Source organism: Nitrobacter winogradskyi Nb-255, assembly GCF_000012725.1.
Classification (GTDB): domain Bacteria; phylum Pseudomonadota; class Alphaproteobacteria; order Rhizobiales; family Xanthobacteraceae; genus Nitrobacter; species Nitrobacter winogradskyi.
In genome coordinates, this window is sequence record NC_007406.1 from 2,266,654 (window position 1) to 2,288,981 (window position 22,328).

Below are 22,328 nucleotides of genomic sequence, written 5' to 3' on the forward strand. Positions count from 1 at the left end.
CTGAAGGCTCGCGCGCGAACGCATCATCTCCCTGCCTGCCAACGCAGATTCGCGCCGCCATTCGGCCCTCACGTCGCTGCTTTCGACTTTGTCGATCGTGTGATCGCAGATATCCATTCTGGCCAACCCATAATCCGGATACCGATTTACTTGACAGCACTTCGCTATATTCAGTACACTATATCGCACTCCACCTCATGGAGTACTCTCTGTCAGACGCGCCGTTTCTGCTTGTCGGCTTCCTGAGCCTTAGAGAACGGTGTTGATCTCAACAGGTATCGTCACTCGAGTATCCTGGGATGGATGTGCAAATGAAAGATTCAGGGCTCCTCCATGTTACGCTTACGAAGATGTGCGAGCTTCACGCCATCGACATGCCGCGCAATGGAGAATTGGCGGAGCATTTTCAACTGGCCTTTCCCTCGGCCAACTATGACGAAGAAGCTGACGAATGGCGTATGCTTTGGAAGAAGGGAACCTACGCGGAATCCAACGCACGGCTGGAAGCCTTTTTCTCGGAGAGAGGCGTAGCCTTTTCTCACGTCGACAAGTGCTGATGATTCACCGCCGCAGCCGGCAAGCTGTAGAAGTGATTCTGTAATTCAGAGGGTGGGAGACTGAAATGCATCACGCTAAGGAGGCGCACAAGTTCGCAAGGCCGCCAAGTCATGCGTTTGCTTTGCCACGAGACGGAGAGATCGCCGAGTTGCTTCAACAAGCATTTCCCGAAGCCTACTTTGATGAGAAAAATATCGAATGGCGGATTGATTGGGACGAGCGACAGTTCCCTACTCAAGGTCGCGCCTTGACGAGTTTTCAACCAGGCACAACCTTGAAATCTTCCATCGCTATTGACGTACATTAAACCCGGTCCCTCGCCTGTCGCCGGTCCTTCGTGAGTACCGGACAAGACGTTTGATGGAGCCTGATAGTTGGAATGCCGGGAGAAAGCTCGATCCTGCGTTCCGACTTGGCGCGATCATTGAAAGATTGAGACGCCGCCGGATCGCAACCGGCACGGCGATCTGATGCTTCACTTTACGTTCTGGATCCCGACCTGCCATCTACCATTGATCTTACCGCGGTAGTTTGAATGTTCTGTCGAGCGCGTCGCTCCCAGAACAATCGGACTGGGCATTTATCATGCCGCACCGCTGCCGGACATGCCGAGTTCTGCTCACGATTATCGCTATATCTGAACACAGATATCGATCGCGTCGGAACTTATTTCCTACAGTTCTTCACATACGAGACAGTTCCCGATGACCAATACCGTATACGCGCCGACCGCGAGCTCTGACGTTGAACGCTCAGGGCCTAACACCAACGACGCACCACAATCCTTCAAGCTCGGACTATCCGGTTGTGGAGGTGGCCTTGAATCGATTTCGACCTCCCACATCCTCGATCTGGCCGAGAAGATCGAGGCTTTAGGCTTCACCGGGATTTGGCTCAACGAAGAACACTTCCAGGGCAGCATCGTGGAGGTCGAGGGGCGACGATGCCATTCGCCTCTGATACTGGCCTCGGCCATACTGGCGCGCACCACGCGCCTGCGTGTTGGATTCTCCGTATTGCTGGCGGCGCTGCACAACCCGATCCGTCTTGCCGAGGAGATCGCGACGCTGGACGTTCTCTCTAATGGACGCGTCGATGTCGGCATTTCCCGCGGCAACAACCCCCGTTATCTCAATGCCTATGGCGTCAATCCCGAAGGCACCGCCGATCATTTCAAGGATATGCTGACATTCCTGCCGCGCGCCTGGTCGGTGGGCAGGCTTCCATTCGGCGATGCCGCTCACTCGATCGAGCCGAAACCGATTCAGTCGCCGCACCCGCCGATCTATGTCGGCACCAACACCAACGAAACTGCCGCCTGGGCAACGAAAAGCGGTCACAAGATCATCTGCCACGGCATTATCAGCATGCCTAACCAGCGCCGTTTGATGCGCGCATATGTCGACGCCGGCGGGAATCCAGCGGAAGTGCCGTTCGGCCGCTTCGTCTATGTCAGCGAGACCGATGCTTCGGCGCGCAAGGAGTTATGGCCGACCATCGAGAAACTGACCACACGGTTGAAGGGATTCGGTCTGTTCAGGCGCGATGGCGTGATCGACGAAGCGGGCCTGGAGCCAGATAATTTCTATCGCGAGATGGTGATCACCGGCTCGCCCGAGACCTGCGCCGAGAAGTTCATGGCGCTGCATGGCGAGCTTGGCGTAACCTACCTCAACGCCCTCTCCGCCTTCTTCGGATTCCTGCCGCTCGATCATCTCGAACGATCGCTTGACCTGATGGGGAGCGTGCTGCGACCAAAACTCGAAAGAGCGTTGGCGGCCACCTGATACAGCAGAGAGTCAGAAACGGTACGCCACACAACTCGCATGTGTCGTACCGTTCTGTGTTGTCAGAATTTCATCGACAGTGATCCGACAACCGTTCGCGGCGCTCCCAGGAAATAGGTCGCGCCCGCGCTCAGATCGATGTCGCTGGGAGAGATCTGTGAGATGTACTGACGATCAAAGATGTTCTGGATCGAGAAGCTCGCATTCAGGGATTCGACACCAAAATGGGACCCGAGATCATAGGACATCGTCAAATCCGCAACGGTGTATCCGGATACACGCTGGGTGTTGGCGGCTTCACCGAAACGCGGGCCGATGTAACGTACGATCGGCATGATCGCCAGACGGTCCACCTGGTAGGTTACTCCGCCCTTTATCATGACTTGCGGCGTGTTCGGGATCTGCTTACCCTTGGTCGCCAGCATGGCGCCGCCGCTCAGGGTTGGCGTATCGGAATCGAATGTTTCGGATGCCAGCGTCGTCGAACCGAAGACTGAGAACTGCTCGTCGAACCTATAGTTCGCTTCAAGCTCAAAGCCGTATCCGGTGCTCGATCCGGTGCCTTGAAAGTATGCGATGTTCGGGCCGATCGATGGATCGATGACCTTGACCTGCTTGTTCTGGTATTTGGCGTAGAACAGGGTTGGGATCACAGTCAGCCCGTACTGGCTAAAGCGTAGCGAAGCATCAAACTGATCAGAGATTTCCGGCCGCACCTTGTCGACCAGCGATTGCAGCGAGAACCCCCTCGCGGTGAACACCGTGCGGTTGCTGATGTAATTGCTTGCTTGCGGTCCCCAATCCGGGCGGCCGAATCTGCGTCCATAGCTGAAATTCACGCTGAGAGCCGGGTTGAGATCGTGACGAATCGCGACGTTGGGAAGCCATGCGGTATAGTCCCGTGCAGCCAGGGTGGCATCGGGATAGATCGCGGGGTTCAATGCCAGCGCCTGACCGTGAGTGCCGTCAGAAATTCCCGCAGTGTTGTAGTACAACATCTGCGGTGCCCCGAGAACCATGTAGCGCAGACCGCTGGTCACAAAGGTTGACCCAAAATTCTGCGAAACCTGAAAGTACGGACTGTTGACGCTGAAGTTGTCGATTCTCGCAAGACTCTGCCAGTGGGAGAAATCAAGTCCGCCGGCCGCATCCACGGTGAAACGCCGCTGATCCGTCGGAGGTGGCGGCGGCTTCATCGATTGCCACCAGTATCCGACAACGACGTCGGTTCCCCAGGGAAACTGCCCGGCGTACTCGAAAACGCTACCGACGTTCTGGTTCTGCTGACGCCAGATCTGAACGTTACTTCCGGCCGCGTTGTATCGCGTGGTGTCGTTGTCCCAGTAGTATGGCTTGAACAGCAGATGCTGTCCTTCGGCAAAGTTATAATCAAGCTTTGCGAAAGTCGCGAACGTTTTAGCGTTCATCCGGTTAAACTTGTAGTAGTTGACGTCGGTTGCCGCGACGCCCGTCAGCGTGGTGTTGAAGTCATGACTATAGTTGTTTCTTAGATTTGTGGTCTGAGGATACGTTAGCGCTCGAAAGAAATTCTCGGCGTAGTTGTTGTAGACCGCGGTAACGTCGAGGGTGATACGGTCACCGAAATCCTGGCTCAACCCGAACGTGACGTTCTGGCGTTTCTGGTCGCCAGCGCCCGTCCACTTGTCGACACCGATATTGGACCCGGACAGAAAGGCTTTGGTTGCCGTCTCCGGATTCAGGCCGCTGTCGATTCGAACGAATGTCTTATAGAAGCTGTCGGTGCCGAAGGCTTGGCGCGCCGTGAAGCCAGCTTTATCCTGTGGTCTCAGCGTGAGCTGGTTGATCACGCCGGTCGCGTTCGACAGGCCAATGCCTTTGTCGGACGGCACGGCACCGCGATAAACGTCGATACGCCCAATGTTCTCCAGATCGAACAGATCGGAGCCGCCCACAATTCCCATTAGCGGTAAGCCGTCGATCGTGCGTGAAAGATGAAAATCTCCCTTGCCGCGAATATTAATGTTTCGCGTCGTATTCAAACCATACGGATCCGGTGTCTGAACCGAAACAGAGGGAATCAGGGCCAGCGGCTGGTAGAAGCTCGTCTGCGCCGGTCCGCCCAGAATCGCGATGCCCTGCTGTGTCACGCTGCTGGCGCCGGCTAACTGCGGCGTGGTGCTGAGGACGGAGTTTTGCGATGCCCGAACACCGCCAGATTGTTGCTGTTGCTGCGGGACAGGTTGCTGATTGCTCGGCACAGCCTGTCGCGCACGTCGCGCGGTCCGGCCCCGTGCATTCGTCGTGCTGTTCTGCCGCACATTTCTCGGCTGACCATCGCTGACAATGGTCACGGGCGGAAGATTCGTTGAATCCTGCGCTACGGCCAACGCGCCGTACGACTCGCCGCCAAGCAGCGCGCCGATGAACAATATTCTCTTCACAATCCAGTCCCCAATATTTCCACGCGACGACGCGCAACGCGCCGCTCTGCTCGCGATGTGTGTGAAAATTCGCTGTACCCTCCGGTACAATGATCTGTCGCCGAACGATCCGCGCGTTCTCAAAACAGACGCGGATCGCTTTCGATCAGGCCCGCGCGCACGGCACGCGCCCGTCGACCAAGGCAAAGAACGGTTCGAAGCATCGTGACGCGAGTGCTTCAATTCGTTATATACAGATAGATATCTCGTATAGAATGGAACTCGTGCCGTCAAGCAGCGCGGCGACCGAAAACAACGCAATCTGTACTTCGCGGTCAGGAGAACTGAACTTGATTCAACGCAGGATAGACCACTCGAGAGCCATTGCACTTTTCGCTTGCATCATGATGCTGATGTCGTCGATGACGCCCGCGCGGGCCGACCGCACGATCACGGACATGGCTGGCCGTAGGGTGATTATTGCGGATCGAGTGGCGCGCGTGGCGACCATTGGCCCCGTCCCGGTGCTTAACAGCTTCGTGTTCGCGCTTGGTGAGGCGAGATCGCTTGTCAACGGTCTGCCGCCGAACCTATCCGGGCCACGCTGGCGCATGCAGTATCTTGTCGATCCCGATATCTCCCGACGCCCTGTACTACAGGGTGGCGGCGGTGCTCCGCTGGTAGAAGGTTTGATCGAAACGAAGCCCGATATCGTCCTCACAATGGACCGGAGAAACGTCGATCTGGCGGCTCGCGCCCGCACACCCGTGGTGTTTCTCGCATGGCGACAGCCGAATGACGTGAAGGCGGTGATGCGCCTGCTCGGCCAGATCTACGGCAAGACCGAAGCGGCGGAAGCCTATTGCAGCTACTTCGATATGACCCTGGGCAACATCAGCACGCGGCTGGCGCAGCGGTCAACGCAACGGCCGCGGGTACTTTATGCCAATCTCAAGCGCATGACCCAACCACACCTGATTGCCGAGTGGTGGATCGCTCAGGCCGGCGGCCGCAGCGTCACGGACGGCGATCGGCCGACCGAGGCGCTGACCTTCTCCCGCGAGCAGCTTCTGGCATGGGACCCGGAAGTGATGATACTCAGTAACGCGGCCGAGGTCGCGGAAGCCTATGCCGATCCCCGCCTCAGCACCGTCTCGGCCATTCGCAATCGCCGCGTCGCCGCCATTCCGACGGGCGTGCACCTGTGGGGCAACCGCACCGTCGAAGAGCCTCTGACCGTGCTGTGGGCGGCGCAACTCATCCACCCTGATCTGTTCAAGGATTGGGATATCAAGAAAGAAGTCGTCGCATTCTACGCGATGTTCTTCAAGACATCGTTGGCGAAGCCGGAAGTTGAAAGAATACTGAGTGGCCGCCCGTGATCAAGTTTACGCGCGAGTTGGCTCAAGACGCGCATCCAACGCGTGTTCCATTGTCGGAACGATCACCATCTGGCCCTCGACATCCGTCAGGGTCGAGACCGCAACGCCGTAGAGTGCGCGAATGAGCGATGGGGTGATGATCTGCGCCGGCGGGCCGTCCGCCATGATCGCGCCGTCGCGCAGCACGACAATGCGGGTCGCCACCCGCACCGCATGTTCAGGATTATGCGTGCTGAACAGAATGGCATGGCCGCTGCCTGCGAGATCAACGAGATGCTTCAGCAGGCGGACCTGATAGCCATAGTCAAGACCTGTCATCGGCTCATCCAGTATCAGGATGCCGGCGCCTTGCGCCAGCGCGCGTGCGATCAGGGTCAGTTGCCGTTCGCCGCCTGAAATCTCGGTATAACGGCGCAAGGCGAGATGCGTGATCGCGAGCCGCTCCAGCACCTCATCCACGGCCCGATAATCAGCGGCTTGTGGCGCGCGGAAGATGCCTGTCTCGGCAAGACGTCCAAGCAGCACCACATCACGCACCTTATAGGGAAACGGCGCGACATGCGCCTGCGGTACGTACGCGATACGTTGCGCCAGGGCGCGGCGTGAGAATTCCGCAAGCCGGCTGTCGTTGAGTCGGAGTTCGCCCCGTTCGGGCTTCAAGAAGCCCAGCAGGATACGAAACAGCGTGCTCTTGCCAGCGCCGTTGGCTCCAAGCAACGCGACGATCTCGCCCGACTTGAGACTGATCGTAATGTCGTCAAGGATGACGCGCGTCCCGCGCCGGAAATGAACGGTGCGCGCCTCAAGGCATTCGATGTGGGGTGTGGACGTCATCATGTCCATCCTGACCGCGCTCGATGCAGCACGATGATAAAGGCCGGAATGCCCAGCAGTTCGGTGAGAATTCCGATCGGAATTTCCGAGCGCATGATGCTGCGTGACAGGCAATCGGCGCCGATCAAGAAAATCGCGCCGCAGAATGCGCTGATCGGCAGCAGGCGCGCATTGCCGGGCCCGAGCGCAAGCCGCACCACATGCGGGACCACGAGCCCTACCCATCCGATCATGCCGGCGAGCGACACCGAGAGCGCGGAGACCAGTGTCGCCGCACCGATCACGCCGTAACGCACCGGTTGCGCCGGCACGCCAAGCGCGCGCGCTTCATCGTCGCCCATGGATAGTGCATCGAGCGCGCGGCCAAACAGCGAGAGCGCGACAAGACCTCCGACGATCGGAATCATGGCCCAGCGAATCTGTGTCATGTCCACCCCGCCGAGACTGCCCATCAGCCAGTACACGATCGCCGGCAGCTCCTCGTAGGGGTCCGCGGTGTATTTGACGATCGACAGGGCAGAAGTGAACAGCGCGGCGGAAATCATGCCGCCGAGGACAAGCAAGATCATCGAAGCTTGTCCGAACATGCTCGCAATCATGAGTCCGACACTGACCGCGACCAACCCCATGATAAAAGCGGACAGTTGGACCAACGCCCAGTTGCCAAACAGCAGAATACCAAGCGCCGCGCCAAAGCTCGCGCCGCCGAGAACACCGAGAATTCCCGGCGAAACCAGCGGATTGCGAAACACCGCTTGAAAGGCGGCGCCGGACGACGCCAAAGCCGCTCCGACCAGCGCCGCGCCGAGAATCCGCGGCAGACGAATTTCCACGATGATATTATGAAGCAGTTGATAACTCTCCGGCGCCATCGGCTTCAGTCCAGCCATAGCCAGAAAAAAAGAAACGACATCGCCAATCTGAAGCGGATAGCGGCCGATCGTGAGAGCAAACAGGATTGCGCCGAGCAGCAACACGGGCGTGAACATGAGGCGTGTCATATGTGTTGCTTTTCCCTCGATCGCCTCGAACAGGTCGCGATCCCGCCGCGACCTGCGGCGGCCATCGTTATCACGTTATGAACATAACGTCGATAGCCGGATGGCGATCGAGCCGCCGCAACGGCTCAAGGTAAAGCCGGATGGCAGAATGTCCTCTCTTAGCTGAATTCAGCGAGAGCACGGCCGGACCTTAAGCGATATCGGTCGTCCGACGTTAGGGTCGTCTTACGCAAGCCATACGTGCAGCACTCCCGCCAGCACGTCATGAACGAGACTGGAAGCACCGTCGATCCGAGCAGCGGATTTACCAGCGCCGAGACGAGGCTCCAGCCAATTCGGAAGCGATCAAAATCCAGGAATCCTTCGCCGCTCCCGTCACCGAGACATACGCTCAAAACCTCGCCCGCGCGCTCAGCAGGAAATTACGTGGCGGGCCGCACCAGTTAGCGTAGTCTGCGTATCCCATCGTCTGGTAATATCTCTTGTCGAAGACATTATTGACGTTGAGCGTCGCGCTCCAGTGCTGATTGATCTTGTATTCCACATACAGATCGACCACCGCGCGGCCCGGCTCGGTAAATTCAAACGGGGCCAAAGGTCCGTCATATTCTCCGGTATTCGGGTTTAGGGTTCTCGCCTCTCCCTTCCGGTAGAATGAACTTTGCGCGGTCACGCCGCCGCCGACTTTCCACCCATCAAGCGGCCCTCGAAGCGCATAGGTCGTCCACAGCTTGAACAGGTGCTTGGGAGTCACCGTGCTGTAACGGCCGCCTGCGACTACATTCTCATTGTCGTTGAAGGTGTAGCCTGCCTGAACCCGCCACCCCTCGGCGATTTCGCCACTGACCTCGGCATCCACGCCCCGGCTGACAATGCGGCCCTGACCGAGAAAACAGCAATTACGGCCCAGGTCGCCGGTAACCGGCGGATAGGCCGGGTCCGGCACCGCCTCGCCGTTACGGTTGACATGATAAAGCGCGATGCTCGTATTCAGGCGCCCGTCGAGCAGGCTGCCTTTGACGCCGGTCTCGTAAGTGCGCCCCGTGACGGGACCGAGCGGTGTTCCGGGTAATGGTCCGCTGAGAGAATTGGCCTGCGGCTGATAGGTCTCGGCAAAGCTCGCATAAGCGGACCAATGCGTCGAGAAATCATACACCAGGCCCAGGGAAGGCGTAAAAACCTTGTTGTCATCGAACCTTGTAAGTGTCGTGCCGGTGATGTTCCCCGTATTCCTGTCAAAGGTAGTGATGGCATCGTCGTAATTATACCAGCTCAACCGTCCACCGACGATAAGCGTGAGCGGATCAGCGATTTTCGCCGCCAGCGACCCGTAAACGCCTTTTTGCGTGATTTTGGTCGCCCACTGGAAGATTCGAAAGTAAGGATCATTTAATCGAAAATCGGCTGGATCGAACTCGAATATGTTCGGAACAAATATAGTGCCGCCGTTGCGTGCATTTGTTTCTCCGCCGCTGTCATATCGGATTATATTCGCGCCCAATGTCAGCTTGTGGTCCATGCCAAGCAGATGGAATGATCCCTTCAACACGGCATCCAACGTGCTCTGGGTCTCGTTACGATAAAATTGCCTGCCGTGTCCCGTGCCGCTCCGAAGGCCGGACAGGGTGATCGGATCAATCGCACCCCAGAAGACCTGAGTTTTTTCGTCAACCTTGCTGTGCGCTCGCGACGCCTCGATTCCCAGGGTCCACTTGTCTCCGAGCTCCTGATCAAGGCGAACGAACTGCTTGGTGGTGTTCCTCAGCCAGCGGTTTTCGTCAGGCGCGAGAAACGTGCTGCGTGGCAAGCCTATATCTGCTCCGTTCGAGTAGCGCGGCAAGCCATAGCGCCAGTTCGAACCATCCTGACGCATGATGTCGCTGCCGAATGTCAGCATCGTACTGTCGGTGACGTCGGCTTCGACAATTCCATAGAGCAGGTATTTGTTGCTCTTTGCGACATTGTAGAAAAACTCCCGGTCCTCATATGTCATTCGGCCTGCGATATTGACCCTCTAAGCCGGGGGATCGGCGTCCAAAATTGACCCCCTGAAGGTTGGTCTGTTGCGCTGCCTGCTTTGTCATGAAGCAGGTGGTCGGGGATGCTGGTCGTGGAGACGATTGCGCGGATACGGCGCGAACACTTCATCAAGGGCAAGACGATCAGGGCGATCGCCCGCGACCTTAAGGTGTCCCGGAACACGGTCCGGAAGGTGCTGAGGTCGGGAGAGACCTCGTTCGAGTACGAGCGGCAGGTTCAGCCGCGGCCCAAGCTTGGACACTGGGCATCTGAGCTCGATGTGTTGCTGGCGGCGAACGCGACCAAATCCGCGCGCGAACAGCTGACCTTGATCCGGATCTTCGAAGAGTTGCGCGGCCGCGGCTATGACGGTGGTTACGATGCCGTGCGGCGTTACGCCAGGCGGTGGAACAAGGAGCGCGGGCAATCGACCGCGGCGGCCTATGTTCCGCTGAGCTTTGCGGCGGGCGAAGCCTACCAGTTCGACTGGAGCCATGAGATCGTTCTCCTCAACGGCGTGACGGCGATCGTGAAGGTCGCTCATGTCCGGCTGTGCCACAGCCGCATGCTGTTCGTGCGAGCCTATCCGCGCGAGACGCAGGAGATGGTGTTCGACGCCCATGACCGGGCGTTCGCGCTGTTCAAAGGGACCTGCAGCCGCGGCATCTACGACAACATGAAGACGGCGGTGGAGACGATCTTTGTCGGCAAGGATCGCCTCGAGATCGAGAGCCGCAACGGACGACAAGGTCGTATCGCCGAGCATTTGACCAGGATGGACTTCATCGTCCTCGACGAACTCGGTTACCTGCCGTTCGCTCAATCCGGCGGCCAGCTCCTGTTCCATCTCGTCAGCAGACTCTACGAGCGTACGTCCATCGTCGTCACAACCAATCTCGCCTTCGGCGAATGGCCAAGCGTGTTCGGCGACGCCAAGATGACAACCGCGCTGCTCGACCGGCTCACCCACCACTGCGACATTGTCGAGACCGGCAACGACAGCTGGCGATTCAAAAGCCGCGACGACGATCACGCCACCCGCGCTCGTCCCGTCTCCGCAATCCCGGCCAGCTCCGACGGGCCGAGCGCTACCCTCAAACCACGCCGCGCGAAGGGGTCAAATTTGGACGCCGATACGGGGTCAAATTTGTGAGCCGATTGACAGACATGTAGACGACGAGTGGAATTCTGATAAGGATGACGGCATTCAGAGCACAGCCGACGACTAGGGAGACGGTGAAGCGGTCTCCAAGCTGGCGAAGCGCATGCTTGTAATTTTCGAAGCCGGCCGCCTTTGATGTCCCGTCTAAGGCAAGGGCGTGCTGAATGCCGTCAGACTTCTTGAATCGCTTGGCGAACTGCTTGACGCCCTCGATTGAGGACGGACGAATGTGATCGTTCGACACGTCAGTCTTCCGGCCTTAGCGAAGCGTCGCCCGTCAGCCACCTCTCGAGCCCGACATGACATGGCGGGAACGATTTGATCAGGACAGCGCCTCAACGGCTTCGCGACGACGGGCGGCAGGCTGCTGCCAGTAGCCGAGTCATCTAACCCTGACTTTCGCGGAGGGATGCTCACCTCCCGAGCCGGGAGGTCTACGGGCGCGCGCGATCTCCCCTGAGAAGGCGGTAAAGCAAGCCGGCGTGGCCCTGCCCCACAGCCCACAGCCCAAGCTGAAGGAATCGAGACCCGACCTGGTATCCTCCATCCCCTTGCAGACTTCATCAATTAGTCATATATGATGTGTTAAATAATATTTTCTTGCATATCTGGACAATTAGGATGAGCTCGCCAAAATCAAAGACGGCCCTTGAGCGGCTTGGCCGTGACCTACGGGCGGCACGACTAAGCCGCCGCGTCGCCGTGGCCGATCTGGCGGTGCGCGCAGGCACGTCAGCCAGCACCGTCGCGCGCCTGGAAAAGGGCGATCCCGGCGTTGGCATCGGCACACTCGCAGATGTGCTCGTCGCTCTTGGCCTCATCGAAAGACTGGCCGATCTGGTCGATATCCGGAAGGACGATTTGGGTCTGGCGTTGACCTCCGAGCGCGTGCCGCAACGCGGCCGCTCCTTCGCGACCACACTGCGCAAACAGGAGCGGCAGAATGACAAGCCGAAGCGGAATGAGCCGGACACTGTCGATCCGGACGGCGTGGCCTTCTGATGACCGAATCTTCCGCCCAAGTCGTTCTCGGCGAGAGCTTGACGCCCATCGGTCAATTGCGTTTCACGCAGACTGGGCCGCGTCAGTTTTCAACCTTCTCGTACGATCCGGCGTGGATCAAGGATCCCCGCGCCTTCACCTTGCAGCCCGACATGCCGTTTGAGGGCGGACCATTTCATGCGTCGGCGCAGCCAGGCAATCCGCGTGACGCGCTCGCCGGCGCCTTCTCCGATGCGGCACCCGACAGCTGGGGCCGCAGACTTCTGGAACGCGCTTACGGCAAGGGTCTATCCGAGTTCGAGTACCTGACCCTGTCCGACGACACCTGCCGGCAGGGTGCGCTACGCTTTCTTGATGATCAGGGGAAGGTCATCACCGGCAAATCTGTCGAGGCGGTGCCGCGCTTGCTCGACCTGCAAGCGATCACCGCGATCGCCCGCGCCTACGAGCAGGGCAAGGATATTTCGGCCGAAGACATGCAAGCCCTCGCCGGCGCGGGCGGCTCGGGTGGAGGCCGGCCCAAAGCCAATGTCCGTGACGAACATGTGCTCTGGTTGGCGAAATTCACCTCCATCCACGATCAGCACCCGATCGAGCAGATCGAGGTCGCCACTCTCACCCTCGCCAAGGCGTGCGGCATTCGGACGCCCGAAGTCAGGTTGGAGCTTGCCGATACGCCCTTCCCTGTCGCGCTCATCCAGCGCTTCGACCGACGCGGCAGCGCGCGCATCCCCTATATCTCGGCACGAACGGCGCTTGGGAAGACCGGCACCGAACTCGGCTCGTATACGGAGATCGTCGACTTCATGCGGACAGCCGCGTCCGATCCGAAAGCGGATTTCCAGGAGCTCTATCGGCGTCTGATCTTCACCATCCTCGTCTCGAATAAGGATGATCACCTGAAGAACCATGGATTTCTCTATGTCGGTTCTGGCCGCTGGCGTCTTTCGCCGGTCTTCGATGTGAACCCGGCTCCCGATCGCAACCCGCATTTGGAGACAGCGATCATGGAAGGCGGCAGCCACGATCGATCGATCAAGCTGGCTTTGGACGCTTGTGAATTCTTCGAGATTCCCGAGGCTGACGCGCGGCGAACGATCCGGACCGCCGCCCAACGGATATCCGACGGGTGGCGGGATGCCTTCAGACAAGTCGGCGTGACCGGAGCGCGCGTCCGTGATTACGAGCCGGCCTTTATCAACGAACAGACGGACATCGGACTCGCCCTTTAACAATCAGATTTGGCAAATTCAATGACTTTATTGGTCATATATGACCAGTAATTAAATCCGCGCCAGGGGAACTCCCGCCCGATCTCGCGTTGCACAGGCAGTGCTGAACCCAGCAGCTATTTTCGCGGCGGCAGGCCAAAGCGCACTGGCCTTCCCTCTAGATCGTTTCGCATTTAGGTTGACTTATACCCGGCATTTTCGACGTAGTTCCTGCACTCTGTTGGGGTGACGGTGTCGAGGACGTTTGCGATGGCGTTGTGAACGGTTTCGACGCTTCGCTGGGCTGCTCGTCGCATCCAGTGCTTCAGTTTGGCGAAGAGCTGCTCGATGGGATTGAGGTCGGGGCTATAGGGTGGCAGGAAGAAGAGCCTGGCTCCTGCGGCTCTGACAATGTCGCGCACCATCGCGCCTTTGTGCGAGCCGAGATTGTCGAGAACGACGATATCGCCCGGCTTCAAGGTTTTGACGAGTTGGGTTTCGACGTAGGCCTGGAAAGCCTCGCCGTTGATCGGCCCGTTGAGAACCCATGGCGCCTCGACGCGATCGTGCCGCAGGGCGGCAATGAAGGTCATGGTCTTCCAGTGGCCGTAGGGCGTGTGGGCGACAAGCCGTTTTCCGCGCGTGCTCCAGCCACAATGCGCGTCTGGTAGCGGATCCACTGTTCGCGCCGGCGCCTGAGCTTTGGCCGCAACTGCTCGGCGGGCAGAACCGTTTTTTTTGAAGTGTCCGCCGTCAGGGCTCTTGAGACAGTTTAGGGGTTTTCGGGAAGGGAGGATTTCTGGATCATCGCAGCCAATTTGGAGCGCAGATGAGACAGAAATCCGGGCCGGAGAAAGCACCGGCAGAGCAGGTCGTGAAGGACATCCGCCGGGCAACGCGCCGGCAGTTCTCGGCTGAAGAGAAGATCCGCATCGTGCTGGAAGGCGTGCGCGGCGAGGAGAGCATCGCCGAGCTGTGTCGGCGCGAGGGGATCGCCTCGTCGATGTATTACGGCTGGTCGAAGGAGTTCCTCGACGCCGGCAAGCGCCGTCTCGCTGGTGACACGGCCCGCGCCGCGACGTCGGACGAGGTGAAAGAGCTGCGCCGTGAGGCGCAGGCCCTGAAGGAGGCCGTGGCCGATCTCACCCTGGAAAACCGCCTGCTGAAAAAAAGCATGCTCGCGGATGGGGAGGACGACACATGAGGTATCCTGCATCCGAAAAGGCCGAGATCATTCGCCTGGTCGAGGCCTCGCATCTGCCGGCACGGCGAACCCTGGACAAGCTCGGCATCCCGCGCGCCACGTTCTATCGCTGGTACGATCGCTATCTCACCGGTGGGATCGAGGCTCTGGCCGATCATCGCTCGCGGCCGGATCGTGTCTGGAACCGGATTCCTGACCCAATCCGGGCCGAGCTCGTCGAGCTGGCGCTGCGCGAAACGGAGCTGAGCCCGCGCGAGCTGGCGGTGCGCTTCACCGACGAGAAGCGCTACTTTGTCTCGGAGGCGTCGGTATATCGGCTGCTGAAGGCTCATGATCTCATCACCAGCCCAGCCTATATCGTCATCAAGGCGGCGTCTGAGTTCAAGGACAAGACGACAGCGCCCAACCAGCTCTGGCAAACCGACTTCACCTACCTGAAGATCACGGGTTGGGGCTGGTATTATCTCTCGACCGTGCTCGACGACTTCTCCCGCTTCATCGTCGCCTGGAAGCTCTGCGCCACGATGCGGGCGGATGACGTCACCGCCACGCTCGATCTGGCTCTGGCGGCATCGGGGCTCGACCAGATCACGGTCGCGCATCGGCCGAGGCTGTTGAGCGACAACGGCGCCTCATACATCTCGGCCGAACTCGCTACCTGGCTCGACGGCAAGGGCATGAAACACGTTCGCGGCGCGCCGTATCATCCCCAGACGCAGGGCAAGATCGAGCGCTGGCATCAGACCCTGAAGAACCGCATCCTGCTGGAAAACTACTATCTGCCCGGCGACCTTGAACGGCAGGTCGCGGCCTTCGTCGAGCACTACAATCACGGCCGCTATCACGAGAGCATCGATAATCTCACGCCCGCTGACGTCTACTTCGGCCGCGGGCAGACCATCCTCACCGAACGCGAAAGGATCAAACGCCAGACCATCCACCAAAGACGCTTGCAGCATCACCTGCAGGCCGCCTAACCTCAAACCCAGATGAGCCAGAACCTCCGTTCCCGTGACCCCGGAACAGTCTCAATTCATCTGACGACGGACAAAAGAAGACCCTGTACCTGTTTCGAATGAGGAGGAAAGAGAGCTGGTCGCTCTCAAGGCGGCCCTCTACGCAAGGGCTTTAACGCTCTTCGAAGGCGCTCTGCTCCTGATCGAAAATGACCGTCAGCTTGATTTTCGGATTCAATCACGCGGCGTCATCGAAGCCGTCATGTATCTCATCGCGCTCGATCGCAATCCAGCTTTCGTCAGCAAGATGAAGGATGACGACTACAAGAGCCGCCTAGCGCGCGCGAGCCTTCATCTGAATGCACCCGATCTCAACGTGACTGCCGACGTCCGTCGGATGCTCGAGGACTTTGTAGCGCAGGGCTCTCAAGGCGCGAAAGCTATTCAAGTAGCAACCCTACTTGAGGGCAGTCAGTTCGACCGCCTCTATCGAACCTATCGCGACATTTCGGGCGACGCTGCCCACGTCAGCGTAACCTCGCTGAATCGGCATTATATCGAGAACCCAAAGGATCAAGATGCGATCTTGGTCATCCATCCGGCTCTTGATGACCTCGATTTGCATATGACCATGACGGAGCTCGGCATCTCCATGACGATCGCCACATTGATCCTCATGAAGATCAAGGAAAAAACGGATCTTTGGGATGAGTTTCAATCGCTCCTCCATCGATACCGAGAACTGAGCAAAACTAATCAAGAGGGTGCCGGCGCGCATGTCGGCTAGGCGCTTTGACCGTGGCGCTCTATACCTCGTGTATATGATATAATGCGACGTTTTTCGGCGCGACAGTTGTCCGGCGCAGCCCCCTTTCCTTTCGAGAACACTAATGGCTTCCGTTGACCTATCTGATCTTTTGGCGGGGACAAGCGAGAACCTTGGCATTGAGTTCAAGGCGTGGATGGACACCTCGAACGGCGAAGTTCGTGCAAAGCTTGCTCGTCACATAGCAGCGCTGGCCAATCATGGCGGCGGCTATCTGATTTTTGGTGTGGATGACAAGACGCGAAAGCCTCTTGGAAAGACTGAGTTTAACCTCGACCTGTTCAGCCAGGATGCGATCACGGGGATCATCAAGAAATATCTCGATCCGAGGATACAGGTCCTCGTCGAACACGTCGTGCTTGAAGGGACTACCTATCCAGTGGTTGTCATTCCACCACATGGCGCACGTCCGGTCTTTGCGATCGCTGATGGACCGCAGGATGATCGCAATCGACCGGTCGGCGTAACTTAAGGAACGATCTATATCCGCGCGCCGGGGCCAGAGAGCGCACCCATCCGCACCCCGGACGACTGGAATGCGCTACTCGATCGCTGTCTATCTCATCGCAGTGATCTTCTCGGCAACGTGCTGCGGCAGTCGCTCGTGCGACAATCCAAGCCGGGCGAACAGGCGATTGGGCTCTTGCGGGCGGCGCTCGACGACACGGCTCAGGATTTCACCGCGCAGACACGACTTCTGGCAGAGAATGTTGATCCAAAATACCGGGATGACATTCTGCGAGCTGGCACCAACTACTCGAGCCTCGGGTACGCGCTTGTCGGGGGCGATGGGACTCTCATCGAAATCCCGAATGCGCGCGCGCTTAACGAGCGTGTTGCGATCGAAATGCACCGCTATGCAAACTATGGATGGGGCTCGTTCCTACCTTTGAATGTGCCGGAACGCGCACCCCAGGTACGCACATCGACACTTGCGGGCGAGGAAGTGACGTATCTGGAGGGAATGCGCGTCGAGAATACCAGCCTGATTTCGAGCGCGTTCGACTACTGGCGAATCTACGAACGCGGAATCTGCGTGAGCGTTGAGTCCTACAGGGACGATTGGCGACGGGAGGGCGACGCGGCACCGCCGCATCTGACGCCTATGTGGATTCTGATCACGATACATTCGCTGCTTGCTCACGCTCGCCTCGCGGGGCAAGAGCTTTTGGGGGTGACTCAGGTCGTGATCCGCATGGATTGGCACGGATTAAAGGGCCGAATGCTGGCATGGGATCATTTTCGGCATGTTGCTGGCGGTGGGACTTTGGCTGACGATCATTTCGCAAAGAACATCGTCTTCGACTGGGCGTTGCTGCGCGACAACTATTTCGAAACGCTGCGCCGCGTCGCGCTGCCTTTCCTTCAGGTTTTCGGCAACGCCGGCTGGTTCAATCCCGACGACTGGCTAACGCGTGAGGCGGTAGAGAGGGAGTTTTCCCGGACTGGCGCGAACACAGTCAAGCTGCTTGAAGATGACTGACGAAGGGGCAGGCTCCATGTATTTTTCTGACGACGCCTTGAAGCAGCTTGCCGATGGCTACGCCGCTTTCGGTGGCAAGCTAAACACCCTTCTTGAAAAGTATATCCTGCTAGATTTGAGAAATCCACGCGCGCGGGAATTCGCCCAACAAGGATTTCCGCGACGTTTAAAAGTCATGGCTCGGTGTATCAGCAATGTTTTCGAGGCGATCCCGCCAGAGAGAAACCGGACTGCCCTCGCGCGATGAGCTGACTGACGCGACGATAAATATTCAAAGCTTCATTTTCAACGTGTTTGGGGCAATCGATAATCTTGCATGGATTTGGATGGCGGAGAACGGACAGAAGCGTGCCGACGGTACGCCAATTCGAGACGGTTACGTTGGTTTGGGGCCTGACAATACGGCAGTCCGCGGCACGCTCTCACAGGAATTGCAGGACTATCTCAAGACGCTTGATGATTGGTTCCGTTATCTCGCAGGATTGAGGCACGCCCTCGCTCATCGAATTCCGCTCTACATCCCGCCGTACGTGATCGAAGCAAAAGACGAAGCCGCTTACCGCGACTTCGAGGCAAGAATGGTCGAAGCGGGAAAGAAGGGTGACTTCACGGAGTACGATCGGTTATCCGGTGAACAGCTTCGGCTCGGTCGCTTTCGGCCGTGGATACAGCATTCCTTTCAAGAGAATGCCAAGCCAGTTGTTTTCCACGCCCAGATGTTGGCGGACTTCAATACAGTTGACGAATTGGCGCGAAAGATGCTCGGCGAATATACCTCTTTGGCGGATAGCGGAGTCGCCCAAGTAAAGCTTAACTAATGGAAACTTCGAGTTCCTTCACTTCGACCAAGGCTGCAATTTCCGAATAGAGGTCCACGGCTTGACCGGGCGCCGAAATCGAGATGACCAAAGAGTAGCGCGCCTTGTCCGCCACTCGTCTTTGACCGACGTGCGATTTCCACCAGCCTCCTACGGGAAAGACGGCAATCGCATCGTGACTGGCAAGCTCGATCGCTGGGCCACGCCAGAGATCGCAGTGGAGCGAGCCCGCTTGGATGGCCTTGGGGCCGAGCAACCAGTAGCTTTTCTCACCTTCTGGCTCGGTCCCGTCCTTTGCCTGGCTGGCAGAGATGCGGCTTCTAAAACGCGCGTCGGTTTCCGTTCGATTTTTCATGGCGAAACGAAGTCCGAACGAACGGTAGGTATCGGGCCGTGTGGCCGCCTTGCCGGTCAGGTTCGGCTCGATGAAATATGAGAGCGTCACCTTCATCATGACGCTCTCGTTCTCAATTCGCTCCAGCACCGTTCGCGGCCAGGGAAGGTCGTAGAAGTGCATCTCATTGAAAACGCCGCTCCGCCCATCCGCGCTAAACGCGAAGGGTTGAATCTCGGCTTCGGCGATGAGGGTGACGTCGTTGCTCGCCGAAAGGATGGCACGCTCGATGTCTGGAACGCCGAAACCCACCTCGCGCAGGATTTGCTGCTTCTCGGCCTTTGATCCGGTCTTCCAGCTCGCGCCTCGCCCGATGAGTTTTCTCCGGATCGGTTGTGGCCATTGCGCTGAGTCCACCGTGAGAGCTCGATGGGTCTCCGGCCAACGTGTCGGCAGCGCGGCCTGCAGCCTGCCTATGAAATTGCCGGCCATTCCGACGGCGGCGCTCGTCGCCCAGAACGGCACCAGTGGCTCCGCCACGACGTCCGATCCCGGCGCCAGCAGTGAGACGGACGGTCCCCAGTCGCATGAGCCCGAAGCGTCGGAGAGCATGTTGCCAGCCTCGAACAGCACCTCCGGCTTGATTGGTGTCAGATCGTCGGGAAGCGTTTGCGATCCGCGGCTGAAGGGACTGCGATGGTTGGCAGGCACGACGGGCTCGAGAGCCGGCGGCGGTGCAGGAGGTTGTTCTTTGCGCGTGAAGCCGCCGATGGTCAGGGTGTTCCAGCTCTGCGCGGGATCTTCGAGCGGCTGCGACGGCACCACATCCACCATCATCCCGCCTAAGACATTGCCAGTGGCCGTCAGCATCAAACGCTTTGGACGCTGCGATGCAGGCACGCCATCGGCAGAATCACCAGGCATCGATCCGGCCGCGACCTGATCGAGCGCTCCGCTCCAGGTCGACGGGCGATCGGGCGGAAAATCAGTGGCACTGATAGCAATGCAGAAGCTACGGCGCACATTCGGGCGTGCGATCTCGACCGAGACAACGGCACCTTGCGTCACGACGCCGTAGCTTGGTGGCTTCGTCGGCGGAAAGCCATTTGGCGGAAGCAGCTTCATGGATTCGACGGCATGCGTGAGCGCCACGGGCTGCGCGTCGTTCATCAGCGGCTCGAGATCGCCGTAGAGCGCGAGGCCGGCCAGCGGCGTTCCGTGGCCGCCATCCGGATGATGGTCGTCCGCGTTCCACGCCGCGTCGTAGGCCCAGGCACCCGCCAGGCCAGGTGCGATCAACGGATGAGCCGCATTCACGCCGGTATCGAGGGCGCATATCGCCGGTATGTCCCCGGCCGGCGGCGTCACGCGACCCGCAAGCTCCGTGACCCAATCGTGTTGCCCCAACCCGGTCGCACCGCGGTCGAGGAACGGCTCGATGGTGCCCGTCGCGCGTCTAATCTCGGTGAGCGCGCCGGGTACGCGCGCCGCGAAGGCAACGAGCGCGGCGGCCGCGGCATGGACGAACAGCACTGTCGTATCGGGAAAGACAAGGCGGTCGGCATGAACATCGAGATTGGCGCCGCGGGCCAATTCAGCAAGCCGATCTGCGATCACAATCGGTTGGCGAACCCATAGCTCCCACCACACGACATCGGGCATAGCCACATCGACATCTGCGCTGAAGAGCGAACGGGCTTCGGTCATACGGACAGTTTCGACGGCCTCGAAGCGATCGACGTGTGGCCTGCGCTGATTGCCCGGGTCGCGGCCGTAGTCCGTGATCCGTGTTCGCAGAAACTCACGCGCGTCATCCGGCACGAACAGGAGCGCGCTTTCCGTCCTGTCGTCGTTCCGCTCGGAGCGCAACACGACAACATCCTGCGTTGGAAACTCAAGAGTGGACGGCACCTTGATCGCTTTCGTTCGCGATCCCTCCGCCGGCGGAACTGTCGTCACTTCAACGATCGTGCCGCGCCTTAAGCCAGGAACGGCAAGCCGCGTATCGGCATTCGGTGGTGGCAGGTTGCCTAGAGCGACAGCAAGCTGATCGAGAATCGTTGCAGCATGCGCGGCATAGTCCTCGCGCAGCGGCTTGCGTTCCTGATTGCGGACCGGGAACGTGTAAGCTGCCGTTTCGCGAAAGGCGTTGATTGAAATGTGTGCGCGGTTTCTTGCGCCGTAATCGTCTGGCTCCGCCATGAGACCCTACTTGTAGATGAGTGGTTCCTTTCCCTCCGGTCAGTGAACCTCCCTAACGACCGGACTGGCGGCGGAACTTTCCCTTGAGGGTCTGGCGGTTGTGGAGCGCTTCGCGCAACGCCTCGGCCGACACCTTCGTTGCGCCTTCGAGAATTGCATCTTTGACCACCGCGTGGGCCGCTCGCACCAGTTCGCCCTGGCTAAGTCCTTCGAGGGCAGGCTCTAGTGTCGCCCATGACTTCAAGGCAATCTTGAATTTACCGAGTCGGCCCTCCATGATCGCGCGCGCCGCTGCGACATCTGGCAGCGTGTATTCGATCACTTCATCGAACCGCCGCGCCAGCGCCTGATCGAGGATCTCGACATGGTTGGTGGCGGCCAAGACAAGACTGTCCGTCGAGTTCGGCTCCTCCATGAAAGCCAGCACGGAATTGAGCACGCGACGGATTTCGCCGACATCGTTAGGCTCTCCGCGTCGAGCGCCGATCGCGTCGAACTCGTCCAGCAGATACACACCGCGTGTCTGCGCGATCTGGTCGAAGAGTAGCCGCAGCTTGCCAGCCGTCTCGCCGAAGAAGCGACTGAATAGCGACTCAAGTCGAACGGTGAACAACGGAAGCCGCAGTTCGCCCGCGAGTGCGGAGGCGGTCATCGTCTTGCCGGTGCCCGGCGGACCAACCAGAAGCATGTGGGTGGATGGCGCCTGGCCGTGCTCGCGCAGGGTGGCGCGCTCCTGCTGCTGACGGACCACACGGTTCAGACGGGCGCGAACATCATCGGCCAGGACCATGCTCGCCAGCGTGACCTTCGGATAGGCGCTTTCGACCAGCCCTTGCAATTCGCCTCTGGGCCGAGCCAGTGGAATCGGGGTCTGTCCGCCAGCCGGTCTGCCGGCCCGCTGTTGATCGCGGGCCTTCTGAACGAGACGCTTCAGTTTCTCCGCCTCTTCCCCTCGACCTTGACGGGCCTCTTGGGCGGCGAGTTGGAGTGCGATGGAAAGGAATTGGTCCTCGTCGCCCTCAATGTGCGAATTAAGGAGCGCGAGAAGGTGCTTGGTCGACATGCTCGCCTCCTTTCGTCAGTGGGCTGGGAATCAAGATGACGTATAGGAGCCTAAAATGGCGTAAAGGCGAACAAAACACTAACG

General features: G+C 59.0%; 20 protein-coding genes and 2 pseudogenes. 15 read left to right on the forward strand and 7 right to left on the reverse strand.

Going from position 1 to position 22,328, the window contains the following annotated elements:
* The first annotated feature begins 311 nt into the window (after nt 1–311).
* From NWI_RS10810 to NWI_RS10820, 3 genes are all read left to right on the forward strand, one after another.
* Entirely contained in the window at nt 312–557 is a 246-nt protein-coding gene (locus NWI_RS10810; RefSeq protein ID WP_041345589.1) for a hypothetical protein, read from the forward strand.
* A gap of 65 nt (nt 558–622) precedes the next feature.
* Entirely contained in the window at nt 623–865 is a 243-nt protein-coding gene (locus NWI_RS10815) for a hypothetical protein (protein WP_041345019.1), read from the forward strand.
* 397 nt (nt 866–1,262) lie between these two features.
* Nucleotides 1,263–2,345: an LLM class flavin-dependent oxidoreductase gene (locus NWI_RS10820; protein WP_011315308.1), complete on the forward strand. Its 1,083-nt coding sequence runs from the start codon at nt 1,263–1,265 to the stop codon at nt 2,343–2,345.
* A 62-nt stretch (nt 2,346–2,407) separates the two neighbouring features.
* Here NWI_RS10820 and NWI_RS10825 read toward each other — a convergent pair whose 3' ends face one another.
* Entirely contained in the window at nt 2,408–4,768 is a 2,361-nt protein-coding gene (locus NWI_RS10825) for a TonB-dependent receptor (RefSeq protein ID WP_011315309.1), read from the reverse strand.
* Nucleotides 4,769–5,151: 383 nt separating this feature from the next.
* On the opposite strand from NWI_RS10825, the gene NWI_RS10830 reads away from it, so the two are divergent.
* On the forward strand, nt 5,152–6,129 hold the full coding sequence (locus NWI_RS10830; RefSeq protein ID WP_244374900.1) for an ABC transporter substrate-binding protein: 978 nt from the start codon (nt 5,152–5,154) through the stop codon (nt 6,127–6,129).
* A gap of 6 nt (nt 6,130–6,135) precedes the next feature.
* On the opposite strand, the gene NWI_RS10835 is transcribed toward NWI_RS10830, so the two are convergent.
* The 3 genes from NWI_RS10835 to NWI_RS10845 form a co-directional block, all read right to left on the reverse strand.
* Entirely contained in the window at nt 6,136–6,966 is an 831-nt protein-coding gene (locus tag NWI_RS10835; protein ID WP_011315311.1) for an ABC transporter ATP-binding protein, read from the reverse strand.
* Complete coding sequence (locus tag NWI_RS10840; RefSeq protein ID WP_011315312.1) at nt 6,963–7,964, reverse strand: FecCD family ABC transporter permease; 1,002 nt, start codon at nt 7,962–7,964, stop codon at nt 6,963–6,965. The genes NWI_RS10835 and NWI_RS10840 overlap by 4 nt, the downstream gene beginning before the upstream one ends.
* 391 nt (nt 7,965–8,355) lie before the next feature.
* The gene (locus NWI_RS10845) at nt 8,356–9,957 is read right to left on the reverse strand and encodes a TonB-dependent siderophore receptor (RefSeq protein ID WP_011315313.1); all 1,602 of its coding nucleotides are present in this window, start codon (nt 9,955–9,957) and stop codon (nt 8,356–8,358) included.
* A gap of 108 nt (nt 9,958–10,065) precedes the next feature.
* On the opposite strand from NWI_RS10845, the pseudogene istA reads away from it, so the two are divergent.
* The 4 genes and pseudogenes from istA to NWI_RS10860 all read left to right on the forward strand — a co-directional run.
* Nucleotides 10,066–10,701: pseudogene (istA, locus tag NWI_RS17975) on the forward strand (IS21 family transposase); the annotation flags it as partial.
* A pseudogene (locus NWI_RS17980) lies at nt 10,696–11,136 on the forward strand (ATP-binding protein); the annotation flags it as partial. The pseudogenes istA and NWI_RS17980, both read left to right, overlap by 6 nt.
* A 630-nt stretch (nt 11,137–11,766) precedes the next feature.
* Complete coding sequence (locus NWI_RS10855) at nt 11,767–12,147, forward strand: helix-turn-helix domain-containing protein (protein WP_011315315.1); 381 nt, start codon at nt 11,767–11,769, stop codon at nt 12,145–12,147.
* A complete protein-coding gene (locus NWI_RS10860; protein ID WP_011315316.1) occupies nt 12,147–13,379 on the forward strand; it encodes a type II toxin-antitoxin system HipA family toxin in 1,233 nt (410 codons plus the stop codon). Before NWI_RS10855 ends, NWI_RS10860 begins: the two co-directional genes overlap by 1 nt.
* A gap of 173 nt (nt 13,380–13,552) precedes the next feature.
* On the opposite strand, the gene NWI_RS10865 is transcribed toward NWI_RS10860, so the two are convergent.
* A complete protein-coding gene (locus tag NWI_RS10865) occupies nt 13,553–14,038 on the reverse strand; it encodes an IS630 family transposase (protein WP_041345020.1) in 486 nt (161 codons plus the stop codon).
* 149 nt (nt 14,039–14,187) lie between these two features.
* Here NWI_RS10865 and NWI_RS10875 point away from each other — a divergent pair.
* The 6 genes from NWI_RS10875 (at nt 14,188) to NWI_RS10900 (ending at nt 18,645) form a co-directional block, all read left to right on the forward strand.
* Nucleotides 14,188–15,539, forward strand: a protein-coding gene (locus tag NWI_RS10875; RefSeq protein WP_148203836.1) for an IS3 family transposase whose coding sequence is annotated in 2 segments (ribosomal slippage) — nt 14,188–14,524 and nt 14,524–15,539 — 1,353 coding nt in all. Because the reading frame shifts where the segments join, the coding sequence is not laid out codon by codon here.
* A 115-nt stretch (nt 15,540–15,654) separates the two neighbouring features.
* Nucleotides 15,655–16,305: a DUF5677 domain-containing protein gene (locus NWI_RS10880; protein WP_347335905.1), complete on the forward strand. Its 651-nt coding sequence runs from the start codon at nt 15,655–15,657 to the stop codon at nt 16,303–16,305.
* A 103-nt stretch (nt 16,306–16,408) separates the two neighbouring features.
* Nucleotides 16,409–16,816: an AlbA family DNA-binding domain-containing protein gene (locus tag NWI_RS10885; RefSeq protein ID WP_011315319.1), complete on the forward strand. Its 408-nt coding sequence runs from the start codon at nt 16,409–16,411 to the stop codon at nt 16,814–16,816.
* Nucleotides 16,817–16,948: 132 nt separating this feature from the next.
* On the forward strand, nt 16,949–17,827 hold the full coding sequence (locus NWI_RS10890) for a hypothetical protein (protein WP_148203837.1): 879 nt from the start codon (nt 16,949–16,951) through the stop codon (nt 17,825–17,827).
* The gene (locus NWI_RS10895; protein WP_011315321.1) at nt 17,820–18,074 is read left to right on the forward strand and encodes a hypothetical protein; all 255 of its coding nucleotides are present in this window, start codon (nt 17,820–17,822) and stop codon (nt 18,072–18,074) included. The genes NWI_RS10890 and NWI_RS10895 overlap by 8 nt, the downstream gene beginning before the upstream one ends.
* A 79-nt stretch (nt 18,075–18,153) precedes the next feature.
* A complete protein-coding gene (locus NWI_RS10900; RefSeq protein WP_041345022.1) occupies nt 18,154–18,645 on the forward strand; it encodes a hypothetical protein in 492 nt (163 codons plus the stop codon).
* On the opposite strand, the gene NWI_RS10905 is transcribed toward NWI_RS10900, so the two are convergent.
* The gene (locus tag NWI_RS10905; RefSeq protein ID WP_244374902.1) at nt 18,638–20,296 is read right to left on the reverse strand and encodes a S8 family peptidase; all 1,659 of its coding nucleotides are present in this window, start codon (nt 20,294–20,296) and stop codon (nt 18,638–18,640) included. The genes NWI_RS10900 and NWI_RS10905 overlap by 8 nt on opposite strands.
* On the opposite strand from NWI_RS10905, the gene NWI_RS18270 reads away from it, so the two are divergent.
* Nucleotides 20,282–20,617: a hypothetical protein gene (locus NWI_RS18270; protein ID WP_244374903.1), complete on the forward strand. Its 336-nt coding sequence runs from the start codon at nt 20,282–20,284 to the stop codon at nt 20,615–20,617. The genes NWI_RS10905 and NWI_RS18270 overlap by 15 nt on opposite strands.
* A gap of 616 nt (nt 20,618–21,233) precedes the next feature.
* Here NWI_RS18270 and NWI_RS10910 read toward each other — a convergent pair.
* The gene (locus tag NWI_RS10910) at nt 21,234–22,244 is read right to left on the reverse strand and encodes an AAA family ATPase (protein ID WP_011315324.1); all 1,011 of its coding nucleotides are present in this window, start codon (nt 22,242–22,244) and stop codon (nt 21,234–21,236) included.
* Nucleotides 22,245–22,328: the final 84 nt, after the last annotated feature.